The organism is Variovorax sp. RTB1 (assembly GCF_035018765.1).
In the GTDB taxonomy this organism is placed as follows: domain Bacteria; phylum Pseudomonadota; class Gammaproteobacteria; order Burkholderiales; family Burkholderiaceae_C; genus Variovorax.
Genome location: NZ_JASJXG010000034.1, coordinates 16,070 through 35,713 on the forward strand (window position 1 = coordinate 16,070; position 19,644 = coordinate 35,713).

At 66.2% G+C, this 19,644-nt stretch carries 14 protein-coding genes; all 14 read right to left on the reverse strand.

The annotated features are described in order from the left end of the window. Positions 1 to 67: 67 nt before the first annotated feature. Positions 68 to 859 (reverse strand): PP2C family serine/threonine-protein phosphatase, encoded by a 792-nt coding sequence (locus QN397_RS18685; RefSeq protein WP_323498870.1) that lies wholly within the window; start codon positions 857 to 859, stop codon positions 68 to 70. 34 nt (positions 860 to 893) lie between these two features. Further along, positions 894 to 2,534 carry a type VI secretion system-associated FHA domain protein TagH gene (gene tagH, locus QN397_RS18690; protein ID WP_323498871.1) on the reverse strand — a complete coding sequence of 547 codons (1,641 nt, stop codon included), beginning with the start codon at positions 2,532 to 2,534 and terminating at the stop codon, positions 894 to 896. Positions 2,535 to 2,585: 51 nt separating this feature from the next. Further along, entirely contained in the window at positions 2,586 to 2,981 is a 396-nt protein-coding gene (locus QN397_RS18695; protein WP_187053293.1) for a DUF4150 domain-containing protein, read from the reverse strand. Positions 2,982 to 2,991: 10 nt separating this feature from the next. Then, positions 2,992 to 3,645 (reverse strand): DUF3540 domain-containing protein, encoded by a 654-nt coding sequence (locus tag QN397_RS18700; RefSeq protein WP_323498872.1) that lies wholly within the window; start codon positions 3,643 to 3,645, stop codon positions 2,992 to 2,994. Between the two features lie 31 nt (positions 3,646 to 3,676). Then, positions 3,677 to 4,693 carry a pentapeptide repeat-containing protein gene (locus QN397_RS18705; RefSeq protein WP_323498873.1) on the reverse strand — a complete coding sequence of 339 codons (1,017 nt, stop codon included), beginning with the start codon at positions 4,691 to 4,693 and terminating at the stop codon, positions 3,677 to 3,679. Between the two features lie 29 nt (positions 4,694 to 4,722). Beyond that, positions 4,723 to 7,314, reverse strand: coding sequence for a DUF2169 family type VI secretion system accessory protein (locus tag QN397_RS18710; RefSeq protein ID WP_323498874.1), 2,592 nt, complete (start codon positions 7,312 to 7,314; stop codon positions 4,723 to 4,725). 17 nt (positions 7,315 to 7,331) lie between these two features. Then, positions 7,332 to 10,283: a type VI secretion system Vgr family protein gene (locus QN397_RS18715; protein ID WP_323498875.1), complete on the reverse strand. Its 2,952-nt coding sequence runs from the start codon at positions 10,281 to 10,283 to the stop codon at positions 7,332 to 7,334. Between the two features lie 36 nt (positions 10,284 to 10,319). After that, complete coding sequence (tssH, locus tag QN397_RS18720) at positions 10,320 to 13,040, reverse strand: type VI secretion system ATPase TssH (protein WP_323498876.1); 2,721 nt, start codon at positions 13,038 to 13,040, stop codon at positions 10,320 to 10,322. 19 nt (positions 13,041 to 13,059) lie between these two features. Then, positions 13,060 to 14,139, reverse strand: coding sequence for a type VI secretion system baseplate subunit TssG (gene tssG, locus QN397_RS18725; RefSeq protein ID WP_323501640.1), 1,080 nt, complete (start codon positions 14,137 to 14,139; stop codon positions 13,060 to 13,062). After that, complete coding sequence (gene tssF / locus QN397_RS18730) at positions 14,136 to 16,058, reverse strand: type VI secretion system baseplate subunit TssF (RefSeq protein WP_323498879.1); 1,923 nt, start codon at positions 16,056 to 16,058, stop codon at positions 14,136 to 14,138. Before tssF ends, tssG begins: the two co-directional genes overlap by 4 nt. A gap of 5 nt (positions 16,059 to 16,063) precedes the next feature. Continuing rightward, on the reverse strand, positions 16,064 to 16,582 hold the full coding sequence (gene tssE / locus QN397_RS18735) for a type VI secretion system baseplate subunit TssE (RefSeq protein ID WP_187053301.1): 519 nt from the start codon (positions 16,580 to 16,582) through the stop codon (positions 16,064 to 16,066). Then, a complete protein-coding gene (locus QN397_RS18740; RefSeq protein WP_323498880.1) occupies positions 16,575 to 17,375 on the reverse strand; it encodes a type VI secretion system accessory protein TagJ in 801 nt (266 codons plus the stop codon). Before QN397_RS18740 ends, tssE begins: the two co-directional genes overlap by 8 nt. Before the next feature lie 41 nt (positions 17,376 to 17,416). Beyond that, entirely contained in the window at positions 17,417 to 17,977 is a 561-nt protein-coding gene (locus QN397_RS18745; protein WP_323498881.1) for a hypothetical protein, read from the reverse strand. A gap of 71 nt (positions 17,978 to 18,048) precedes the next feature. Then, positions 18,049 to 19,620 carry a murein transglycosylase A gene (locus QN397_RS18750; protein WP_323498883.1) on the reverse strand — a complete coding sequence of 524 codons (1,572 nt, stop codon included), beginning with the start codon at positions 19,618 to 19,620 and terminating at the stop codon, positions 18,049 to 18,051. Positions 19,621 to 19,644 lie beyond the last annotated feature (24 nt).

Genomic DNA, 19,644 nt, shown 5'->3' on the forward strand with positions numbered 1-19,644 from the left:
GACCTGTCGCAACGCGGCAGCGTGGCGGTGACCGCCGCCCTCTGGAGAGTCGCCCCGGGCACGGGCCTCAGCTTGCGTCGGGCTGGTCCGCAACGACCGGCATGCGGCGCGTGTCTTCGTCGTCCTCACGTAACCAGACGGCCAGGGCCGTGTAGTTGTCGTGCCCCGGCTTGGCGCGCACCTTGATCTGCTGGTCGAGCAACTCGACCCACTGGCTCGGGTTGCGCGAGGCCTGCAGCGTTTCGAGCAGGCACTCGTCGCCGAGCGGCTCCCACACGCCGTCACTGCACATCAGCAGAACGTCGCCGGGCGCCAGCGGCATCGACGCGGACACGCTGATCTCCGGCGCCTCGTCGATGGAGCCGAGCGCCGACAACAGCATGTTGCGTTGTGGATGCAGCCGCGCGCCCTCTTCGTCGATCATGCCGCCGGCCACCATCTGCTGCACCAGGCTGTGATCGGTGGTGCGCGCCACCAATGCGCCCGCGCGAAACAGATACGCCCGGCTGTCGCCGCTGTGCGCCCAGGCCAGTTGATCGTGGTGCAGGTCGATGACCGCGAGCACCACGGTCGAGCGCATCGCCGCCAGCTTGCCGCCCTCGGCCTGGCGCGCGACGACGTCGAGATTGGCGCGCTCCAGCAGTGCGCGCAATGCGTCGCTGCCGATCGATGGTGCCGCAGCGAAGCCGCCGAGCACGCTGCTGCGCGTGGTGGCGGCCGCGACATCACCACCGCCATGGCCGCCTGCACCGTCGGCCACGAGGCACGCGACGAAGCGATCGTCGTGCCAATGCCCGTGCACGTCTTCGTTGTAGGGACGCCCGCCCTGTTTGGACAGCGTGACGATTTCGATTTCCAAACCGGATTCCTCTTGTCGTGGATTTGCTATGAATTTATACGGTGGCCCGGAGCCGCGCCATCTGGGCTTCGTAGGCTTCCAGAAATGCCTTGCCGAACAGGCTGTGAAAGTCGTCTTCGGCCTCGGCTGCGATGCCGCCGTACAGCGCGACGAACTGGTCCCACAGCTTGGCTTTGCGGTTCGCAGCGAAGAGGCTGTCGAGCGCCGATTTGGCCGCGATCTTCTTTTCCAGTTCTTCCGGCGTGAAGCGACCGATGACATGCGCCAGCGCTGCCCGCATACCGACCATCACGCCGAACTGATGCGCGCGCAAATCGTCGAACGCATCGCGCATGGCGACCTCCGGTGGCATGAAGCCGCGCACGCCGTCACCCAGCAAATGCGCCAGCGCGACCTCGACCGTCGGTGAAAACTTGAGCGGATTGTTGGCCTGCGACGCGATCATCGTGACCTCGGCCCGCACTTCCCGCTTGAGCTCCTGGCGCGCCAGCAGCAGTTGCAGCGTGCCCTCGGTCGCACTGCGCAGGATGATGCCGATGCGCTCCATCAACTCCGGCGTGAGCGCCGGGGGCTCTTTGTGCAGGCCGCCCAGTCCGCGCAGCAGCGCGGCCAGCAGTTCAGCGTCGGAGGCGGCGTTGCCGACCGGCGAGCCGGTTTGGTCGTGGAACTGCGGCGCGGGTGCGTGCGGATGCGGAAGCGGACGCGCGGGCACCGGCACGGGCATCGCGGCATGCACCACTGCCACCGGCGGCGCATAGCCGAAGTTCCCGATCTGCACATGGTCGCTGCGCGGCGCCGCGGTCGGCTTCGCCTTGCCCTGCAACGCCGCGAACGGATCGGCATTGCTGGCAGTGTTGGGTTGCAGCAGCGGGTCGGCCAATGGAGACAACGCAAGCGGGTCGCCGCCCAGACCGCCACCGGTACCGAACAGGTCGTCGATGCCGGCAGCTTTGCCGGCCGGCCCCAGCCCCAAGTCGGAGAAATCGTCCAGAGCGCCCGGTGATCGATCTGCGGAGGAACTGCCTGGCGTAGCACCAGATCGAGCGCTCGAGTCCGGCCCGAGCAGGTCGGCGAACGGATCGGCACCGGTCGGGCCGCCGAGGCTCGGTCCGGATTCCAGCGGGTTGGCGAACAGCAGTGAATCGGTGGACGGGGAGGAAGGGAACGAAGGTGCGGCTGCCCGTGCGGGCGAAGGCACAGGTGAGGACGGTGAGGTCGGTGAGGTCGGCGCACCGAGCCCGGCCAGCAGGTCGGCGAACGGATCGTCGTCGTGCGCCGCCGCATTCGGCGCAGTGCCCAACAGCCCAAGGTCGTCGCCGAAACCGTTCCCCGCCGAAGCCGCCAGAGCCGCCGAGCCCGAAGATTGCTGCGCCTCGACCTTCAGCTCGAAGCCGCCGATCACCAGGCGATCGCCATCGGCCATCGGCACCTCGTTGCCGGCACCCAGCGACCGGCCGTTGCACAGCATCGGATTGCTGCCGCGATCGACGATGAAGAAGGCGTCGCCGCGGCACACGATCTGCGCATGCACCCGCGACACGGTGCGATCCGGGTCGTCGAGCACCAGCGTGTTGGTCGAAGCGCGCCCGATGGTGCCGCCCTCCGGCCCGAAACGCCCTTCGAGCGCGCGCCCGACGGGCCCGCCTTGATGTGAAACCACAACGACTCGAATCACGAACTCACTCCTGCTGCAATCTGTGAATGTCTGGCCTGGAACAGCATGGTGTCACGGCGACAGCAGCAACACCAGCGCCTGACTCGGCACGGCCCTTACACCGGGGCAGTTCGTGCTGTTTTGCAGCGACACACTGGTCAGGCGCGTGGCCGGCATACCCTGAAACAACACGGTGAACGCAGCCGTCAAATGCCGGCTCGGTCCCATCACCGTGCCTGAGGCCACGCCCATCACGACGCCGGCGTTGTCGCCGTTGGTCATGGGAATGCTGGTGCCCAGGTTGTGCGCCGGCATGCCCATGATGAGGATGGTCGGGCAGTTGGGGATGGCCATCGGGCCCATCGCGATGTTCGGGTAAGGAATCGGCAACGGCGACGGCGCAGCCGGCGTCATGCAGACATCGGGAAACCCCATGTCGGTGCCCATGAGCTGGCAGTTGGCGAACATGGCCGCGCCTTCAACCGAAGTGGATCTGGCCGCCGCGCGCCTTCACCAGGTTCTGTCCGTTGAGCAGCAGATGCTGGCCCGAAATGCGCGCCAGCTGCTCGGCCTCGCATTCGACATGCGTCGCCTGCACCCGGTCGATGCCATCGGTGGTGCGCAAGTGGTTGCGGCTGAAATGGGTGACGCGCTCGAACACGGTCGACAGCACGGAGCCGACCAGCTTCACCGCGGTGCCGATCACGTGCAGGTTCTTGCCAACGAGTTCGGCATCGTCGGCGGCGACACTGGCCTTGGCTGCGCGCAATGAAAAGACCTCGCTTTCGAGCGCGAGATGCGGCGCGGCCAAAGTCAGCGCGCCGCCGTCGACCGCGATGCGCGTCGGCCCGTGGCAGCGCAGCACGTTGGCCGTGCCCTCTTCACGCTGCAGCACAGCGAGCACCCAGACTTCGTCGGGCGCCACCAGCAAGCAGGCCACGGTGTCGCCAACGGCCGGTTCGAGCAGGCAACTCGCAGCGCGTCGGCCGCGTGCCTGCAGGCTGCCGCTGCTCACCGAAATTCCGTTCGCGTCAGCGGCGGTGATGACGCCGACACAACTCTGCGCAGGCGTCGGCGCAGCGTGGCGCACGGCCGTTCGGCGGCGCGGTTTCGAAACGACAGTGGCAGTCATAGGTATCTCCGGAAAGAGCATAAAGGTGGCGTCAGGCGCTTGCAGTCCAGCGTTCGGCACGCGCCAGTTCAGGGTCGGTTTCGAGCGCGCGGCTGCGGTCGGTCATCTGCGCTTCGTCGGTCCGTGCGCCGTGCAACGCGGCGCGAAACATCGTCGCCTGCCGCAAGTCGGCGCGACTGAGGTCGGCATGGCGAAAGTCGGCGTAGGTGAGTTCGGCACCGGCGAGGCTCGCATCGGCCAGGTTCGCGTTGGCGAAGTGGCATTGGTAGAGGTCGGCGCCATCGAAACGCGCCGACGGAAACTGCCCAGCCGTGAAGAGCGCCTGCCGGAGCTTGGCGTTGGAGAAATCGACGCCCTCGCCCTGCGCGCCGCAAAAGAGCGCATGCGGGCCGACCGCGTGGTTGAAGTGAGCGCCGTCCAGCACCGACCCCTGAAAGTTGCATTGCTTCAGCGAGACACCGGCAAAGTCGGCACCTGTCAGATCGGCGAATGAAAACTGGCAACCGTCGAGCACCAGACCCGCGAAGGACTTGCCGATCAGCGCGGTCTTGGTGAACACGGCACGCGTCATGCGCGCACCCGCCCAGGTGAGCTGCGCCAGGTCGCACTGCAGCACGCAGGTGTGCTTCCACTCGCTGTCGTCGGCATTCACGTCGATGAGCGAGCAGTCGGTGATCACCGCGGATTCGAGCGTGGCGCCGGCCAGGCTGGCGTGGTCGAGCCGGCAACGCGAAAACGTCGCCATGCCGAGCCATGCCGCAGCGAATTGCGCATGCGTCAACGTGCACTCGCTGAAGGTCGCGCCGTGCAGATGCGCGTTGCGAAAATCGGCATGCGCCAGCTCGCACTGGTTGAAGACCGCGCGCCGCAGATTGGCGCCGTTGAACATCGCGCCTTGCAGCTTGCAGCGGTCGAACACGCTTTCACGCGCGTCGGCTTCACGCCAGTCGCATTCGTCGAGCTGCGCCTGCGTGAAGACACCACCGCCGATGAAGATCTTCGCGAACTGGCCTTTGCGCAGGTCGAGACCGTCGATGGTCTCGCCCATGCTGACCGCCAGCGAAAGATGCTCGGCTTTCACAGTGGATGCGCGGACGCGTGCCGTGCCTGTTGTTCGGCCGTAAGGCGCGGCCAGCTGCGCACGCGCTCGAGCAATGCGCCGTCGAAGCGCACATCGGCATCGAGCCGGGCCCGCGAGATGTCGGCTCCGAAGAGGTTGGCGTCGCGCAGGTCAGCGCCGCGCAAATCCGCGTGCTGCAGCATGGCGTCTTTGAAGTTGACGCCTGCCAGGCGAGCACGGGTGAGCACCGCTTTGCGCAGCAACGCGCCCTCGGCGCTGGCCAGTCGCGCATCGCAGCCGGAGAGGCGGGCCGAGCCGAAGTTGGCGCCGGCCAGCCGGGCCTTGAGCAGCGACGCATCTCGCATGTCGACCTCGCCGAAGTTGGCTGCGAGCAAGCTGGCATGCGACAGGTCGGCGCCGACCAGCGAGCAGTCTTTGGTGAACACCGCGCCGTCGAGTTGCGCGCCGGCCAGCCGCACACCATCGAGCCGGCAACTGACGAAGCTCGCGCCCGGCAACCGCGCACCACGAAGGTCCACGCCGCTGAGGTTGCACTCGACGAGGGTCGCGCCCGCCAGGTTGGCTTCGCCGGCCTGCAGCCCCTGCATGTCGAGCTTGTAGAACAGATTGCCCGCGGCTTCGACGCCGGTCCAGTCGGCGTGGCCCCACGACGTGTTCAGCAGGTTGGCGTTGACTATGACGGCGCTGCGCAAGTGCGTGTCGGCCAGCGCGCAATGCATGAACACGGCACCTGCCAGTTGCGCCTGGTCGAAGACCGCGCCGGCCAGGCGAGCCCGGCCCAGGTTGGCGTAGCTGAAGTCGGTGCCGACCGCCAGCATGCGCTGCAGATCGGCATGCGCGAGCACCGCCCGCGTGAAGTTGGCGCCCGACAGGTTGGCGCCTTGCAGGTTCGCGCTTTCCAACCACGCATCGGTGAAGTCGACATTTCGCAGATCGAGCGCCGACAGGTCGGCCCCCGTCAGGTCGATGCCCGGAAAACTCCGCAGCCCGCGCGCCAGCATCCACTGCATCAGCGCGCGGCCGCGTGCCGCCACTTCGCCCTGCTGCGGATACGCGGGCGGCTGCAGATGCGCCGCCTGCAGGTAGCCGAGTCGCTCGGCGCCTTCGCGCTGCGCCAGCTTTTGCGCAACGGGACGACGGTCGAACACCAGGCCCGCAGCGCGCTGCGCATCCAGCGCGGCCAGATGCGCTTCGGCGTTGTAGTCGGGTGGTCCGCGGTGCACCAGCTTTGCCATATCGATCTTGCCGACCTCTTCGAGATCGAGCACGCGCTGAAGCTGATCGGCCATGTCGCTGATCGCGGCCCATTGCTGCGCCTGGGCTTCTTCCTGCTTGGCTTTGAGATAGGCCGGCAGCTCACCCATGCTGCGTCTGGGTTCAGGCGGCGCCAGGGTGAATGCGAGTGCGCCGGGGTCTTTGCCTTCGGCGGCCATCCTTTCGCGCGCGACGGCGATGTCCATCTCCGCACGGCGGCGCTGCGCTGCGCCCTGCAGGCCTTCCATCGCGAACGCCCGCTCGGCTTCGGTGGCTTCGGGGTCGGCGGTGTCGATGCCCTCGGGCAGCAGGTCGGCATCGTTCAATGCTTCAAGACCGCCGTGCTTCGGGTCGGCACGCCGGGCCAGCACATCGATGTAGTGCGCATCGGTCTTCGGCTCGCCGATGCGTTCGACCGCACCCAGCAATTGAAGGATGTCGGCACCGTCGTCCTCCGCGCATTCGGCCATGCCGTGGAACACCAGCACCATGCGCTCGGCATGCGGAAAGAACCACGCCGTGGTCAGGCGCATCGGCACTTCGCGCAGCTTGGTGGCAGCGCCGATCGCATAGTTGACGAAGGTGCGCACGCGCAGGCCCGGCAACCGGCCTTCGATCCGACGCTGCACCGGGTGCAGGTTGTCGAGCGCAAACGGTTCGTCGCCGCGCAACGGCGCATCGAACCACTGGTCGCTCGGGGCCATGTTGAAGTGCTTCCAATCGAGGTCCGGCGGAAAGCCCGGCGCATGGGCCTTGAGGTAGTCGGCGTCGTAGGTGCCACGGTAGGCGAGCCGCTGCGGGTGCAAGGTGTCGAGCGGGCCGTAGCCGGCCGGCACTACCTCGGACTGCGGCGACAGCATGCGCGATCCCGGCAGTTCGATGTTGGGCAGCAGGCGCACGCCGTTGACGGCCTGGCGGCCCTTGCCAAGCGGGTTCAGTGCGTAGTCGGCACCGCCATAGGCGTTGTGCCAGCCCAGCGCGATGCGCTCGGGCGCCGCGGCCACGGCACGCGGCCGGTCGCCTTCCCACCAGCGCTCACCGAAAGCCAGCAGCGTTTTCTCGACATGCCCGACGCGCACGCGCACCGCGCAGCCCGCGGCCTCCGACGGCTGCGGATAGGCATGGCCGTGCACCAGAAACTCGGGCGTGAGCTTGGCCACGCCCTCGTCGAGCAGCGGCAGCGCCATCTCGCGCGCTACAAAATTCCAGAGCGACTGCTCGCCCCACAAACGGCCGGCGCTGCCCTGAACGAAAGGCACGTGCAGATAGTGCGTGACGCACATGCCGTAGCGTTTTCGGTATTCGATCGCGCGGCTCGAAAACCCAAGCGACATGGGCTTGCAGACCTGCATCAGCCGCCCGCCGGAGTCGATCCGCCACCGTTGCCGCCGTTGCCGCCTTTGTTGTCGGTCGGGCTCGGTGTCTTGGTCGCGGGTGGCGCGGAAGGCATCGCGGCGTCCCAGGCCTTGTCCGCCACCTTGCCGACGGCCTCGCCTGCTTTGTCGGCCACGTTGCCCACCGCCGGTGCCGCGCCGGGCACGTATTTGCCGCCCAGTTGCGAGCCGACCGCGGCGCCCGCCGCGGCACCCAGTGGGCCGCCGAGCACACCGCCCACCACCGCACCGACGCCTGCACCGACGCCTGCACCGACAGCCGTGCCGAGCTGCCGTTGTCGCCGGTCGGCGCTGGCGGCCAGGCTGTTGAGCTTGCCCTGGAGTTCGGGCAGCTCGGGAATTTCGCTCGCCGTCTGGCGCAGTGCCGCGGCTGCGTCGGCGTACTGCTTCATGGTCGCGGCCGAGTCGGCGACGCCCAGCACGCCCGCCAACAATCCGCCGGCCGCCGACAGCGTCACCATGGCGCCGGCGGTCGCGCCGCCGCCCGCACCGGGATTGATGACCTTCATGCCGACGGACTCCACGTCGAACGCCGCCAGCGTGAAATCGAGCGCACCGATGTTGCCCATGCGCAGGCCAGCGCAGTTCTCCATGCTGATCGACAACGCGTTGCCGATCGACGCGCCGAGGAAATTGCTCATCTGCAGACCCATGAAGGTGCTGCGTGCCATGCCCATGTTGGCTTCGCTCGACGAGCCGATGTAGCCACTCGAGTTGGAACCCATCACCGTCGTGTTGGACCCCATCGAGGTCGCATTGATGTTGCCGAAGGCCATCAGGTCCACGTCGGCCGCGGCCACCAGTTTGATGCCAGCGTTGGATGCGACCAGATGCGCACCGCTGGTGATGTCCTTGCGGCCGGCCTGCGATGTGAAAGACATGTCGCCCTTGGTGCCGACCGCCAGTGAAGCGGCAGTCACGGTGACGGCGCCCGAGGTGAGCGCCAGCGACGCCGAGAACTGCGTCATGGCGCCGGTCACGTTCAGGTTGTAGGTCTGGCCGACGATCATGTCGACCTTGCCGCCGACCTGGTTGAACTGCCCCGTCAGGCCGACGATGTTTTCCTGGTACTTGCCGATGTTGTTGTACTGCGCCAGCGTCACGTTGGTGTACTGGTCCTTGTGGACGATGTTGCGCTGGTCCTTGTCGACCTCGCGCTTTTCGAAACCGATGGTGTGCACCGTGCGGTCGTTCTCGACCGTGATGCTCTGGTCGTGCCCCACGCTGGTCGAGTCGTCGGCCTCGACCGAGGTCGACATGTTGCGTTCGGCATGGATGTTGACGAGCTCCTCGCCCTTCTTGTCCTCGAACATCAACTCGTTGTAGTTGTTGCTGTTGCCGCCCGGCGTCGACCGCGTCTTGAAGCCGCTTCGCGTCGGCGAGTCGTACGGGATCGGCTGCTTGTCGTTGTAGACACGGCCGACGACGATGGGCCGGTCGGGGTCGCCGTTCAGGAAGTCGACGATCACTTCCTGCCCGATGCGCGGCATGAAGTACCCGCCCCACGAAGTGCCCGCCATCGGCTGCGACACGCGCACCCAGCAGGTCGATTTCTCGTTGCTGTCGTCGTAGCGATCCCAGTGAAAGTGCACCTTGACGCGGCCGAGCTGGTCAACGTGCAGTTCATCGCCCTTGGGGCCGACCACGATGGCCGACTGCGGCCCTGGCATCGTCACGCGCGGCGTGATGCGGCGCGGCCTGAAGGGCATGTCGGCCGGCAGCACGGTGATCAGAAACGACCGGGTGCCGCGCTCCGGAATGCGCAACGCCGGATGCCCGTCGATCAACTCCTTCAGCAAGCCGGCGATGTCGTTGTTCGACGGATCTTCGGTCACCATCGCAAGCAGCACGGAACCGATGCGATGCGCATTGCCGTCGGTGGCGTTCATGCCTTCGTAGCCGGAGTGCGTGACCACGAAGTCACAACCGCCGATCAGGTATTCACCATCGCTCGAACCATCGGGCGAGCCGGTGAACTTGAAGGTACGGCCAACCGCTACATCGGGCCAGGTCGTGATGGCCCAGTGCCGGTCGCGCCGTGCGATCTGTTCTTCACCGCGGATCTTCGCGGTGTTGTCGGCATCGTCGGTGGTGAAGTAGCCGCCGGGGAACTCGAACTCCTCGAAGTCCGCCAACTGGTGATCGTCCGAGGTGTCGCGCTTGGCGCCCAGCCGCTTGCCGATGGCCTTGAAGTCGCTGTCGCGCGTGTCGTACTTGCCGCTTTCGAAATTGCGGGCACTGACCCAGCGGCTGATCTCTTCGAAGCGCGAGTCGTTGACGCCGAAGCTCACGTACGGCAGCGTCTGCTTCACAGGCAACGGTTCATGAGCGATCTCGCTGGCGTCCGACAGGTGCATCGTGCCCGGCGCATCGTGTGCGTCGTACCAGTAGTAAATGCCTTCGTCTTCGAGCAGCCGCGAGATGAAGTGAAAGTCGGTTTCCATATGCTGCACGCTGTAGCGGCGCTGCAAGTGGTTGCCGATCACGTTCTGGGTTTCGACCTTCTTGAAGCGCTTGATCGGGCTGTCTTCGAGCACCGCATCCATCACCTCCAGCACCTTCTTCTCCTGCAGGATGCGGGAGTTGGTGCGCTTGGTCAGCAGCCAGAACCACGAGCGCAGCACGATGCGGTACGAGGCATATCGACCAGCCCGTTCCGCCCGCATGAAGCGCACGGCATGGCCCTGGCAATGACGCTGGTGCTTGCCGCCGTCGGCGTCGAAGAAATCGAGCACCACATCGAAGGCCCGGCCCAGGATGTCCTTGCCGTCGATCTGATCGTTCCTGGAAAGCACCACGAGCTCGTAGATCGAAGGATTCGACAAGCCCTCATGGCCCACCAAGGTCCAGAACATCAAGTCGTCGACCACCGGCGAATCGCTCTTGATGTGGAACAGTTCTTCGGCCATGTCGCAGATCTTTCGTGGGCTTGCCGTCGTGTTCGTCTAGTCGAACGCGTAGGTGAAGTCGGCGTCTTTCACATCGAGCGCGACGCGCTTGATCTCGCCGCCCGAGGCCAGCCGCTGCAGGTACTCGACCGAGATCGTCGGCAACACCGTGTTGGTCAGGATGGCGTCGATGGCACGGCCGCCCGACTCCACGTCGTTGCAGCGCGCCACCACCTGCTTGACCACCGCTTCGGTGTATTCGAACGGAATGCCGTGGTTGGCCGCGACGCGCTTCTGGATGCGGCCGAGTTGCAGCCGCACGATCATCGCCATCATCTCGGGCGACAGCGGGTAGTACGGAATCGTCACGATGCGGCCGAGCAGCGCGGGCGGAAAGATCTTCATCAGCGGCGCCTTGAGCGCCTCGTTCAGCGCCACCGGATCGGGCAACAGTTCCGGGTCGCGGCACATGCTCATGACCAGTTCGCTGCCAGCGTTGGTGGTGAGCAGGATGATCGTGTTCTTGAAGTCGATCATGCGGCCCTCGCCGTCTTCCATCCAACCCTTGTCGAAGACCTGGAAGAAGATCTCGTGCACGTCCGGGTGCGCCTTCTCGACCTCGTCGAGCAGCACCACCGAGTAAGGCCGGCGTCGCACCGCTTCCGTCAATATGCCGCCCTCGCCGTAGCCCACGTAGCCGGGCGGCGCACCTTTGAGCGTGGAGACGGTGTGCGCTTCCTGGAATTCACTCATGTTGATGGTGATGATGTTTTGCTCGCCGCCGTACAGCGCCTCGGCCAGAGCAAGTGCGGTCTCTGTCTTGCCGATGCCGGAGGTGCCGCACAACATGAAGACGCCGATCGGCTTGCCGGGGTTGTCGAGTCGTGCACGCGAGGTCTGGATGCGGCGCGCGATCATCTCGAGGCCATGCTTCTGGCCGATGACGCGCTTGTTCAGCGTGTCCGCCAATTCCAGCACCGCCTGCACTTCGTTCTTCACCATGCGGCCGACGGGAATGCCGGTCCAGTCGGCAACGACAGAGGCCACGGCCTGCTCGTCGACCGAAGGAAGGATGAGTGGGGACTCGCCCTGGACGGCTGCGATCCTGGCCTGCAGTTCGTGCAGTTCCGCAAGCAGCGCCGCGCGGTCTTTGCTCCCTCCTTCGGCTTCGCTCCCTCCCAAAGGGAGAGGGAGTGAAGAGGAGTCCACCGCCTCACCTGCCTTGCGCAGTTGCGCCCGCAGTTCGAGCAAGCGATCGATCAGGCCCTTTTCTTCCTGCCAGCGCGCATTGAGCTTTTCAAGCTGCTCGTTCGACTCGACCAGCGACCCAGCCACCGCCGCCGCCCGCTTGGTCACATCGATCCCGATCGTCTCCTCACGCCCGATGATTTCCTGCTCGACCTTGAGCCCCTCGATGCGGCGCAGGCAGTCCTCGACTTCCGGCGGCGTCGCATGTTGACTCACGGCAACCCGCGCACATGCCGTGTCGAGCAGGCTCACCGCCTTGTCCGGCAACTGACGCGCCGGAATGTAGCGATGGGACAGCTTCACCGCGGCCTCGATCGCCTCGTCGAGCAGTTGCACGCGATGGTGTTTCTCAAGCACGCTGGCCACGCCGCGCAGCATCAGAATGGCCTTGACCTCGTCCGGCTCCGGCACCTGCACGACCTGAAAACGCCGCGTCAGCGCCGGGTCCTTTTCGATGTACTTCTTGTACTCGGCCCAGGTCGTCGCGCCGATGGTGCGCAGGTTGCCGCGCGCCAATGCCGGCTTCAGCAGGTTGGCCGCATCGCCCGTGCCGGCCGCGCCACCGGCACCGACCAGCGTGTGGATTTCGTCGATGAACAGGATGATCGGCGTCGGCGAGCTTTGCACCTCGTCGATGACTTGCCGAAGACGCTGTTCGAACTCGCCCTTCATGCTGGCACCGGCCTGCAGCAGTCCAATGTCGAGGGTGAGCAGCTTCACGTCCTTGAGTTGCGGCGGCACATCGCCACGCGCGAGGCGCTGCGCGAAGCCCTCGACCACCGCCGTCTTGCCGACACCGGCCTCGCCGGTGAGCAACGGGTTGTTCTGGCGCCGGCGCATCAGGATGTCGACGATCTGGCGAATCTCTTCGTCGCGTCCCGTCACCGGGTCGATCTCGCCCTTCTTCGCTTTTTCCGTGAGGTCGACCGCGAACTTCTTCAGCGCATCGCCCTTGCCCATCGCTGCCGGTGCCATGGCGCCGGCGTCTGCGCCCGGTATCCCAACGCCTCCCCCTGACGCCATGCCGGTGCCGTCTTGCGCACGCATCTGCGACTCGGGCGACGGGTCGCAAATCTTGACGAAGTTGTCGGCCAGGTCTTCGACCTTGACGCGTTCGAACTGCTTCGACAGATTGAACAGCGGGTTGCGCAGGCTCTGCGTCTTCAGCATGCCGATCAGGATGTAGCCGGTGCGCACCTGCGCCTCGCCGAACTGCAGCGTGGCGTAGGTCCAGGCGCGCTCGATCGCGTTCTCGATGTGCGGAGAGAAATCGCTGATGGCCGTGGCACCGCGCGGCAGCCGGTCCAGCGCAGCGGTCATGTCTTTCGCAATGACAGAGATGTCGAGCCCGTAGTGCTGGATGACGCGGTGCAGGTCGGAGTCTTGCGCTTGCAGCAACTGCGCGAACCAGTGCTCCAGCTCGACGTACGGATTGCCGCGCATCTTGCAGAACACCGTGGCGCCTTCGATGGCTTTGTAGGCCAGCGAGTTGAGCTTGCCGAACAAGGCGGTGCGGCTGATTTCACTCATTGCATTTCTCCGTATGTGATCAAGACGAACCGTGCGCCGTGGTTTCAAAAGAACGCGCCGAACGATGCGAAACCAGCTCGCCCGCATCGCGCCGGACGCGCACATCGGCGGCGTCGTGGGTGCGAGGGCACTGCCCGAGCCAGCTGACCCAACCGAGGCGCGGCGCATTACCGCCCCGCGCCTGGCCGAGCCGCGTCGCCGGCACCTCTTGTTGCTCGAGCACGAGCTCGGCATCCCACTCGAGTTCGTCGCCGAGCAACTGCTGCATCCAGCGTTGCAGCTCGGGGCGCGCCGGGCCGATCGGCAGGAAGAGGCGGTACTGATCCAGCGTCAAAGGCCCGAGATGCAGCCGCACCCGATGCTGCCGGTCCCACGCGCGCTGCCCCAGCATCGCGCCCATGCCCATCGAGCGCGAAGCCTCACCGCGACCGAGCCGTGTGAGCTCGCCGGGCGGCAACGCCATCCAGTGGCCTACCCATCGCTCGAGCCGAACCGGCACGCCGAAGTAGCTGCACAGCACCGCCTCGACCGACTCCGCGTTGTGCACGCGACGCGTGAGCCATCCGGCGAAGTGCAGCCGCGCGTCGTCATGGATTTCGTCGCGGTGATTGCGCGCTGCGGTGCCGGCACCGACCAGTGCACCGAACTGCAATCGAAACGCGTCCTCGCCCGGTCGATCGAGCGCCACGGCCGGCCGCGACGAGGCCCACGCGCGGTAGAAGTGCAGCGAGAAACGGTGCGCGAAAGTGTCGAGGAACGCGACCCATGTCGGATCGCCGTGGTTGATGAAGCGCTCGCGAATGAAGTCGCTCAGGTGCACCGGCAGCGGGCCATTGGGTCCGAGGTAGCCAAAGAAATGCTGGCGCAGGCGCGGCGGCGAGACATCGGTCGCCGCTTCGAATCGACTGAAGCTGGCGGGCGCGAACGACAGCGACGGCTCTTGCCCGACGCGCACCGGCTCGGCACTCGGCAGCAACGCACGACCCCAGCGCGGACTGCTCTTTGCGACCGATTCCAGGCGACGCATCAACGCGAAGTAGTCGTAGGCCCACGGCTCGTGCGACACCGAATGCAGGTGCGCACCGACCCGTGAGGTCACATCACCGGGCGCGTCCCGCACAGCGGCCTCCAGCGCATCGTCTCGCCCTTGCCGGCGACGGTGAGCACCGTTTCGACGAAGTGATTCACCTCGACATGGCGCGCCAGATACTGCGCCAGCACGGAGCCGAAAAGGAAGGCGCTCTGCCCAAGAAAAGCATTCCGGTCGACTTCGAGCGTGACTTCGAGCCCGCGGCCGAAAGCGATCGGCCCGGCCATCGGCAAGCGTCGCGCCACCGGCTTCGACGACACCGACAGCAAACCGCGCACCTGCACTTGGCGCGACTCGTCGGCATGCACCGCATAGAGCATCAGCATCTCGCGCAGGGCAGCCGCGTTCTTGTGCGTATCGGCACCGCCGATCGACAGGTAGTTGAGCGCCAGATGGTCGACCACACGCCAGCCAAGGCCGTTGTTCACCACTGGCGACACCGGCCGCGACGGGCCGTGCACCATGCGTACGCGCTGCACCGGGAACGAGTCGACGCAATCGAAATCGTTGTCGCGCCCGAGCGGCAGCAGCATCGGCAGATCGCGATTGGTCACGAGTGCCGCGACCGCCAACTGGCGCAAGCCCGGCGGGTACGGCGCCTCCTGCGGGTCGACGATCTGCATGTAGACCTCGGAGCCGATGTGGCTGCTGCGATGCCCCTCGGTGCGCTGCTTAACCGACAGGCTGCGCGGCTCGCGCGTCGTCGTGTAGTACGCGGGATGGCTGTGCCGGCTGCCATGGAACGCGGCATAGAAAGGGCGGAAGAGGAGCTCTTGCGGACTATCGGACTGGCCGGGCCCCGGGGCTCCCTGGCCCTGACCGACGTTGCCGAGCCCGAGCACCTCGGTGACCGAATGCACCTCGAAATCCTGTGGCCGCGTGCGGTCGGGGACCAGATGGAATTCGCTGTTGCCCTCGGTGATGGCGACACGGTCGAGGCGCTTGGGAAAGAGGTTGATGGCCGGCACGCAGTGCAGCTGGATGTTGTCTGCCGTCACCAGTTTTTCGAGCGCCGCGTCGCCGCGTGAGAACAGCACGACGAGCTCGACCTCGGTGCCCGGCATGCTGCGCAGCAACGCCTGCAAGCCGACGATGCGCGCGAACTGAAAGCGCTGCGGAAACGCGAAGTACTCCTGCACCAGCCTGAAGCCGGAAAAGCCGGTGGCCGTTATCGGCAGCAGCGCTTCGTCGTCGTCGAAACCTACCGGTTGCACCGCAGTTGCCGGTAGCGTCCGTACAGCGTTCGCAGTGACCGTACCGCCTGCACCCATCGGCTGCACCATGACACCGATCGGCTTGCCGAGAAAGCATTCGTGCAATTGCCACGCCACGTCGTCGGCGCCACCGAAGTGGATCACCAGCTCATCGAGCTGGAGCTTGTCGAGGGTGAGGCCGGCCGTCGTGCGCAACGACAGGCGCAAGCCACCCCGGATCTCGCGCGCCTGCGGATGCTGGTTGATCGGCAGGTCGGGTGCATAGGTGAAGTACTGCGCCCGGATCACCTCGATCGGCCACACGCGCAAGGCACGTGCGGTGCGAAATTCGCAGTGCGTGTTCTGCCCCACGGCATGGCGCGAACGCAGGCCGCTGTTGCGCGGCAGCGTGGGCCCGGTGGCAAGGTTCGCATCGTCGAGTTCGGGAGTGCAGCACACCACCGTCATGGACGGCGTCGGCGCCATGAAGTGTGGATACACGATGTCAAGCAGGTGCCCGGTGAAGCGCGGAAACTCCGCATCGAGCTTGAGTCCGACGCGCGCCGACAAGAAGGCGGTGGCCTCTATCAATCGCTCGACGTACGGGTCGGCGACCTCCTGTCCTTCGACGCCGAGGCGGTGCGCGATCTTGGGAAAAGCCCGCGCGAACTCGCCGGAGCTTTCGCGAAAATACCGAAGCTCCTGCTCGTACAGGTTCAGCAGGCGGGGGTCCATGCCGACTACCGTGCCGGGTGCGCCATGTCTTCGATCTCGATGCGACCCTCTTCGAGATCGATGCGACTTCGCATCAGGAACTCCAACGGCACGGGTTGTGCCCAGAGCATGCCGCGAATCTGCAGCCCGATGCGGTTGTGTGAATCAAGGGCCGGGCCTTCCATGACGAGTTCGACTTCCAGAGTGCGGGGCAGGATGCGCGGCTCGAACTGCAGGATCGCGTTCTTCAAAGCCTGTTCCATGCTGACACGCTGCACGCTCGACGTGAACTGGCCGGAAAGCATAGGCAATCCGTAGTTGATGACCGAGCGCGCTGCGTTGGGATGGCGCTTGTCGTCGAAGGCCAGGCCAAAGCCGGTCGCGTTGAAGAGCCAGCCGAGGTCGCGCAGCACCGCTTGCCGAAGCGCCTGCTTGGTGAGCGTTCGCTTGTCGTCGCTCTCTCGCTTCTCCGTCGGCGCATGGTCGACAAGTCGGTCGAGCAGCGATGGCTGCAACCGCTCCTGCGCGCTGGCGGGCTCAGCCATTCGAGGCTTCTTTGAACAGGATCTCTCGCACGTCCATCAACGCGTGCTCGCCGGCGTCGCTGCCCAGGACGCGCTGGCCCGAGCCGACCCACACATCGGGTGCCAGCTCGCGCCATTCGGTCTTGCGTGCCAGTTGCAAGGCGCCGTCGTCGCTCTTCTCGGAGCCCTCGTACCGCGTCGGGATCAGCGCCAGTGTTTCGCCACCGTTCTTGAACTGCAGATGCGCCGGCAACCAGACGCAGTCGCGCAGGTCTTCGGGTGGATCGAGCTTCATGTGCGAGAGACGCGCATAGGGCACCCAGTAGTACTTGCCGTTGACGAAGGCTTCGAGCACCGGGCCGAGCCGCATGTCGGCATCGGCCAGCCACTCGAAGGGTGAGCCGTCGATCGTCCCGGCCGTGGCGGGTGCACCGTCGAAGGCGCGCTCGCGCAGTTGCTCGGCCATCGCCTCTTCGCCACGGCCGCGCCGCAGCAGCGACTCGATCAGCAGCGTTAGCCATTCGTCGGGCTGGCCGAAGACCATCGGCGTGCGGGAGCCGGCGAACACCTCTGCACGCACGCCTTCGCAGCGAATGGCTTCGCCGTAGACCTGCTTCATCGGCACGGCCAGTGCGTCGAGTTCGGCGGCGACCGACAGCTGGTTGAGCGCGCGCTCCCACTGGCCGAGCACGCACAACAGCTGCACCAGGAACACGCGGTTCTTGCTGTCGCCCGGCTTGGCCCGCACATCGTCGCTGAGCGCCTTGAGTGCGCCCACAGGGTCGGATGCCTTCAACAGTTCGATGGCGGACATGGCAACTCCTTTGCTTTCGCTTTGCGCTTGCTCGGTTCTTTTCAGGAAGCCGTCAGGTCGCAGGTACGCACGGCCCCGCGAATGCCGGTGGCGAGCTGCGCGGCAGAGTTGATCGACATCACGCGGTAGCCGAAGCGGATGATTTCGCATGGGTGCCCCGACGAGCCGCCGGTGAGGTAGGCGACCTCGTTGACGCGGCCGCCGGTAAAGACGAACTCGATCATCGGTTCCAGTTGCGAGCCGTCTTCACCGCCCGAGCGATAGATCGACACGGTGATGGTCAGGCCGACCGTCTGGTTGCGCAGCAGGCTGGCGATCGACGCGGTGGCCGCATCGGACTGCCGCACGACGTGCAAGTGCGACAGCGACAGCGATGCCGTGCTCGCGCCCGGCGCGATGCGCAAGCCCGCGTGCACGTCGTAGCCGAGCAGGTCCATGCGCGCCTTGCCGTCCGCATAGGTGCGCGGCGACTCGCCTTCGACCGGCGTTCCGCGGTTGTCGATCGACATCGCCATGTCGAGCGACACGCCCTTGCGAAGGCCAAGGTCGAGCAGGCGCAATGCCTCGTCGGTGTCCAGGTATCCATCGCCGTTCAATGACATGGCATTCACTCCCGTGGTAGATCAGATGGGTAAGAAACAAAGCCGGAAGTCGGTGCAAAAGCACTGAAAAGTCAGTCATCGACGCACTGCCCTTCGACCGGCACCAGGCACTGCGGCAGGTCCGCACCGACCGCGGCGCCGCGCGTCCGGAGGGTCGACGTCGCGGCTGCTGCCACCGCCAGGCCACGCGGCAACAAGATCCAAAGTTGGCCGCGTTCCTTCATGCGACGCGCATTGGCCGCGGCCTGCGTGCCGTTGCCGAAGAAGTAGTCGGCCCGCACCGCACCGCGAATCGCGCCGCCGGTGTCTTGCGCGATGGTCAAGCGCTGCATCGGCGCGCCGGTCCCGGGTGCGCGTGTCGACACGAACACCGGGAAGCCGAGCGGCGTGCTGCGCGGATCGACCGCGATGGACCGCCCCGCCGATAACGGCACGCCGAAGGCGCCGACCGGGCCGCCCGCAGCGCCGATCGTCTCCTTGAAGAACACATAGCTCGGGTCCTTGATGCCGGAGCCGATCACGTCGCCCGTGGCCTTGCGGCCGGGCACCATGACGGCACCGCTCTCGACCGGCTTGGCCAGCGTGAAGCCGCGCGTCTTGACTGCGCTCAGGTCTTCGTCGTCATCGTCGTCAGGGTCGAGTTCGATGGCGCCGCCGCGCGTGCGCACCGCGCTCTTGCCTTTGCTGTTGGCCGCGCCGACCAGCGTCGGGCGAAACGGCTGGCCGTTCTGTTCGGCATAGGCGATGCGGACCACCTCGCCACTCGGCATGCGAATGCGGCCCGAGCCCTGGATCTGCATTTCGTACAGCGCCGTCGCGCTGTTGACGAAGGCCAGCACCTTGGCGTTGGGCGCGCCGCGCGTTTCGATTTCTTCACGCGTGTAGTAAGGCATCAACCGCTTGCCATCGATGCGAAGCCGCACGCGGCGATCCAGCGTGTCGCGGGTGATGGTGGAAAGGTCGAGCGCATACAAGCCTGGCGCGCCCATGTCACGCGTGCTGAGCCCCATCTGCACGATCACGTCGCGGCCCTGCACGCGCACCGGCACCGTGCCGTTGCCGGCGGGCAACTTGCGCGCATCGACGAACAGCATGTCCTCAGGCTGGCCGTACACCGGGTAGATGAAGGGCGGCGCATAACTCCGGTTGCCGCTGATCTCGGGCTCGAAGTAGCCGGTGACCACGCCGTCGGGCTTGCGGTCGTCGTCTCGAATCTGATACGCCGCGAACTCCGTTTCGAAGAAGTCGCGAATCGCGGGCGAGCTCTTGTCGCTGACTCTGCGAGCGCGCTCGCACACCTCTTTCCAGGCATCGCCGCGACCGGTGAGCACCTTGCAGCTGCCAAGGAACGCGGGCCAGGTTTCGGCGAAGTCGTCGCGCCGCCAGCCGGGGACCGAATCGAAATTGACCGCCGTGTAGGTCGCGAGCTGGGTCGAAAAGGTGCGGGCCTGGCCGGCGACGTTGCCAGCACCGGGCCCGCTGGTCGCGGGTCGCGCCGGTGCCGCGGCTTCGACGGGTGCGGGTGCTGGCGCCGTCGATGCAGCGGTCGTCGTGGAAGCGGGGGTCTTGGGCCCGATGGCGCATCCTGCCAACGCGATGGCGACCATGATGGCAACCGGATAAGTCGTCGAAGAGGTGTTCATGGGCGGTCTCCTTGCCGTGAAACG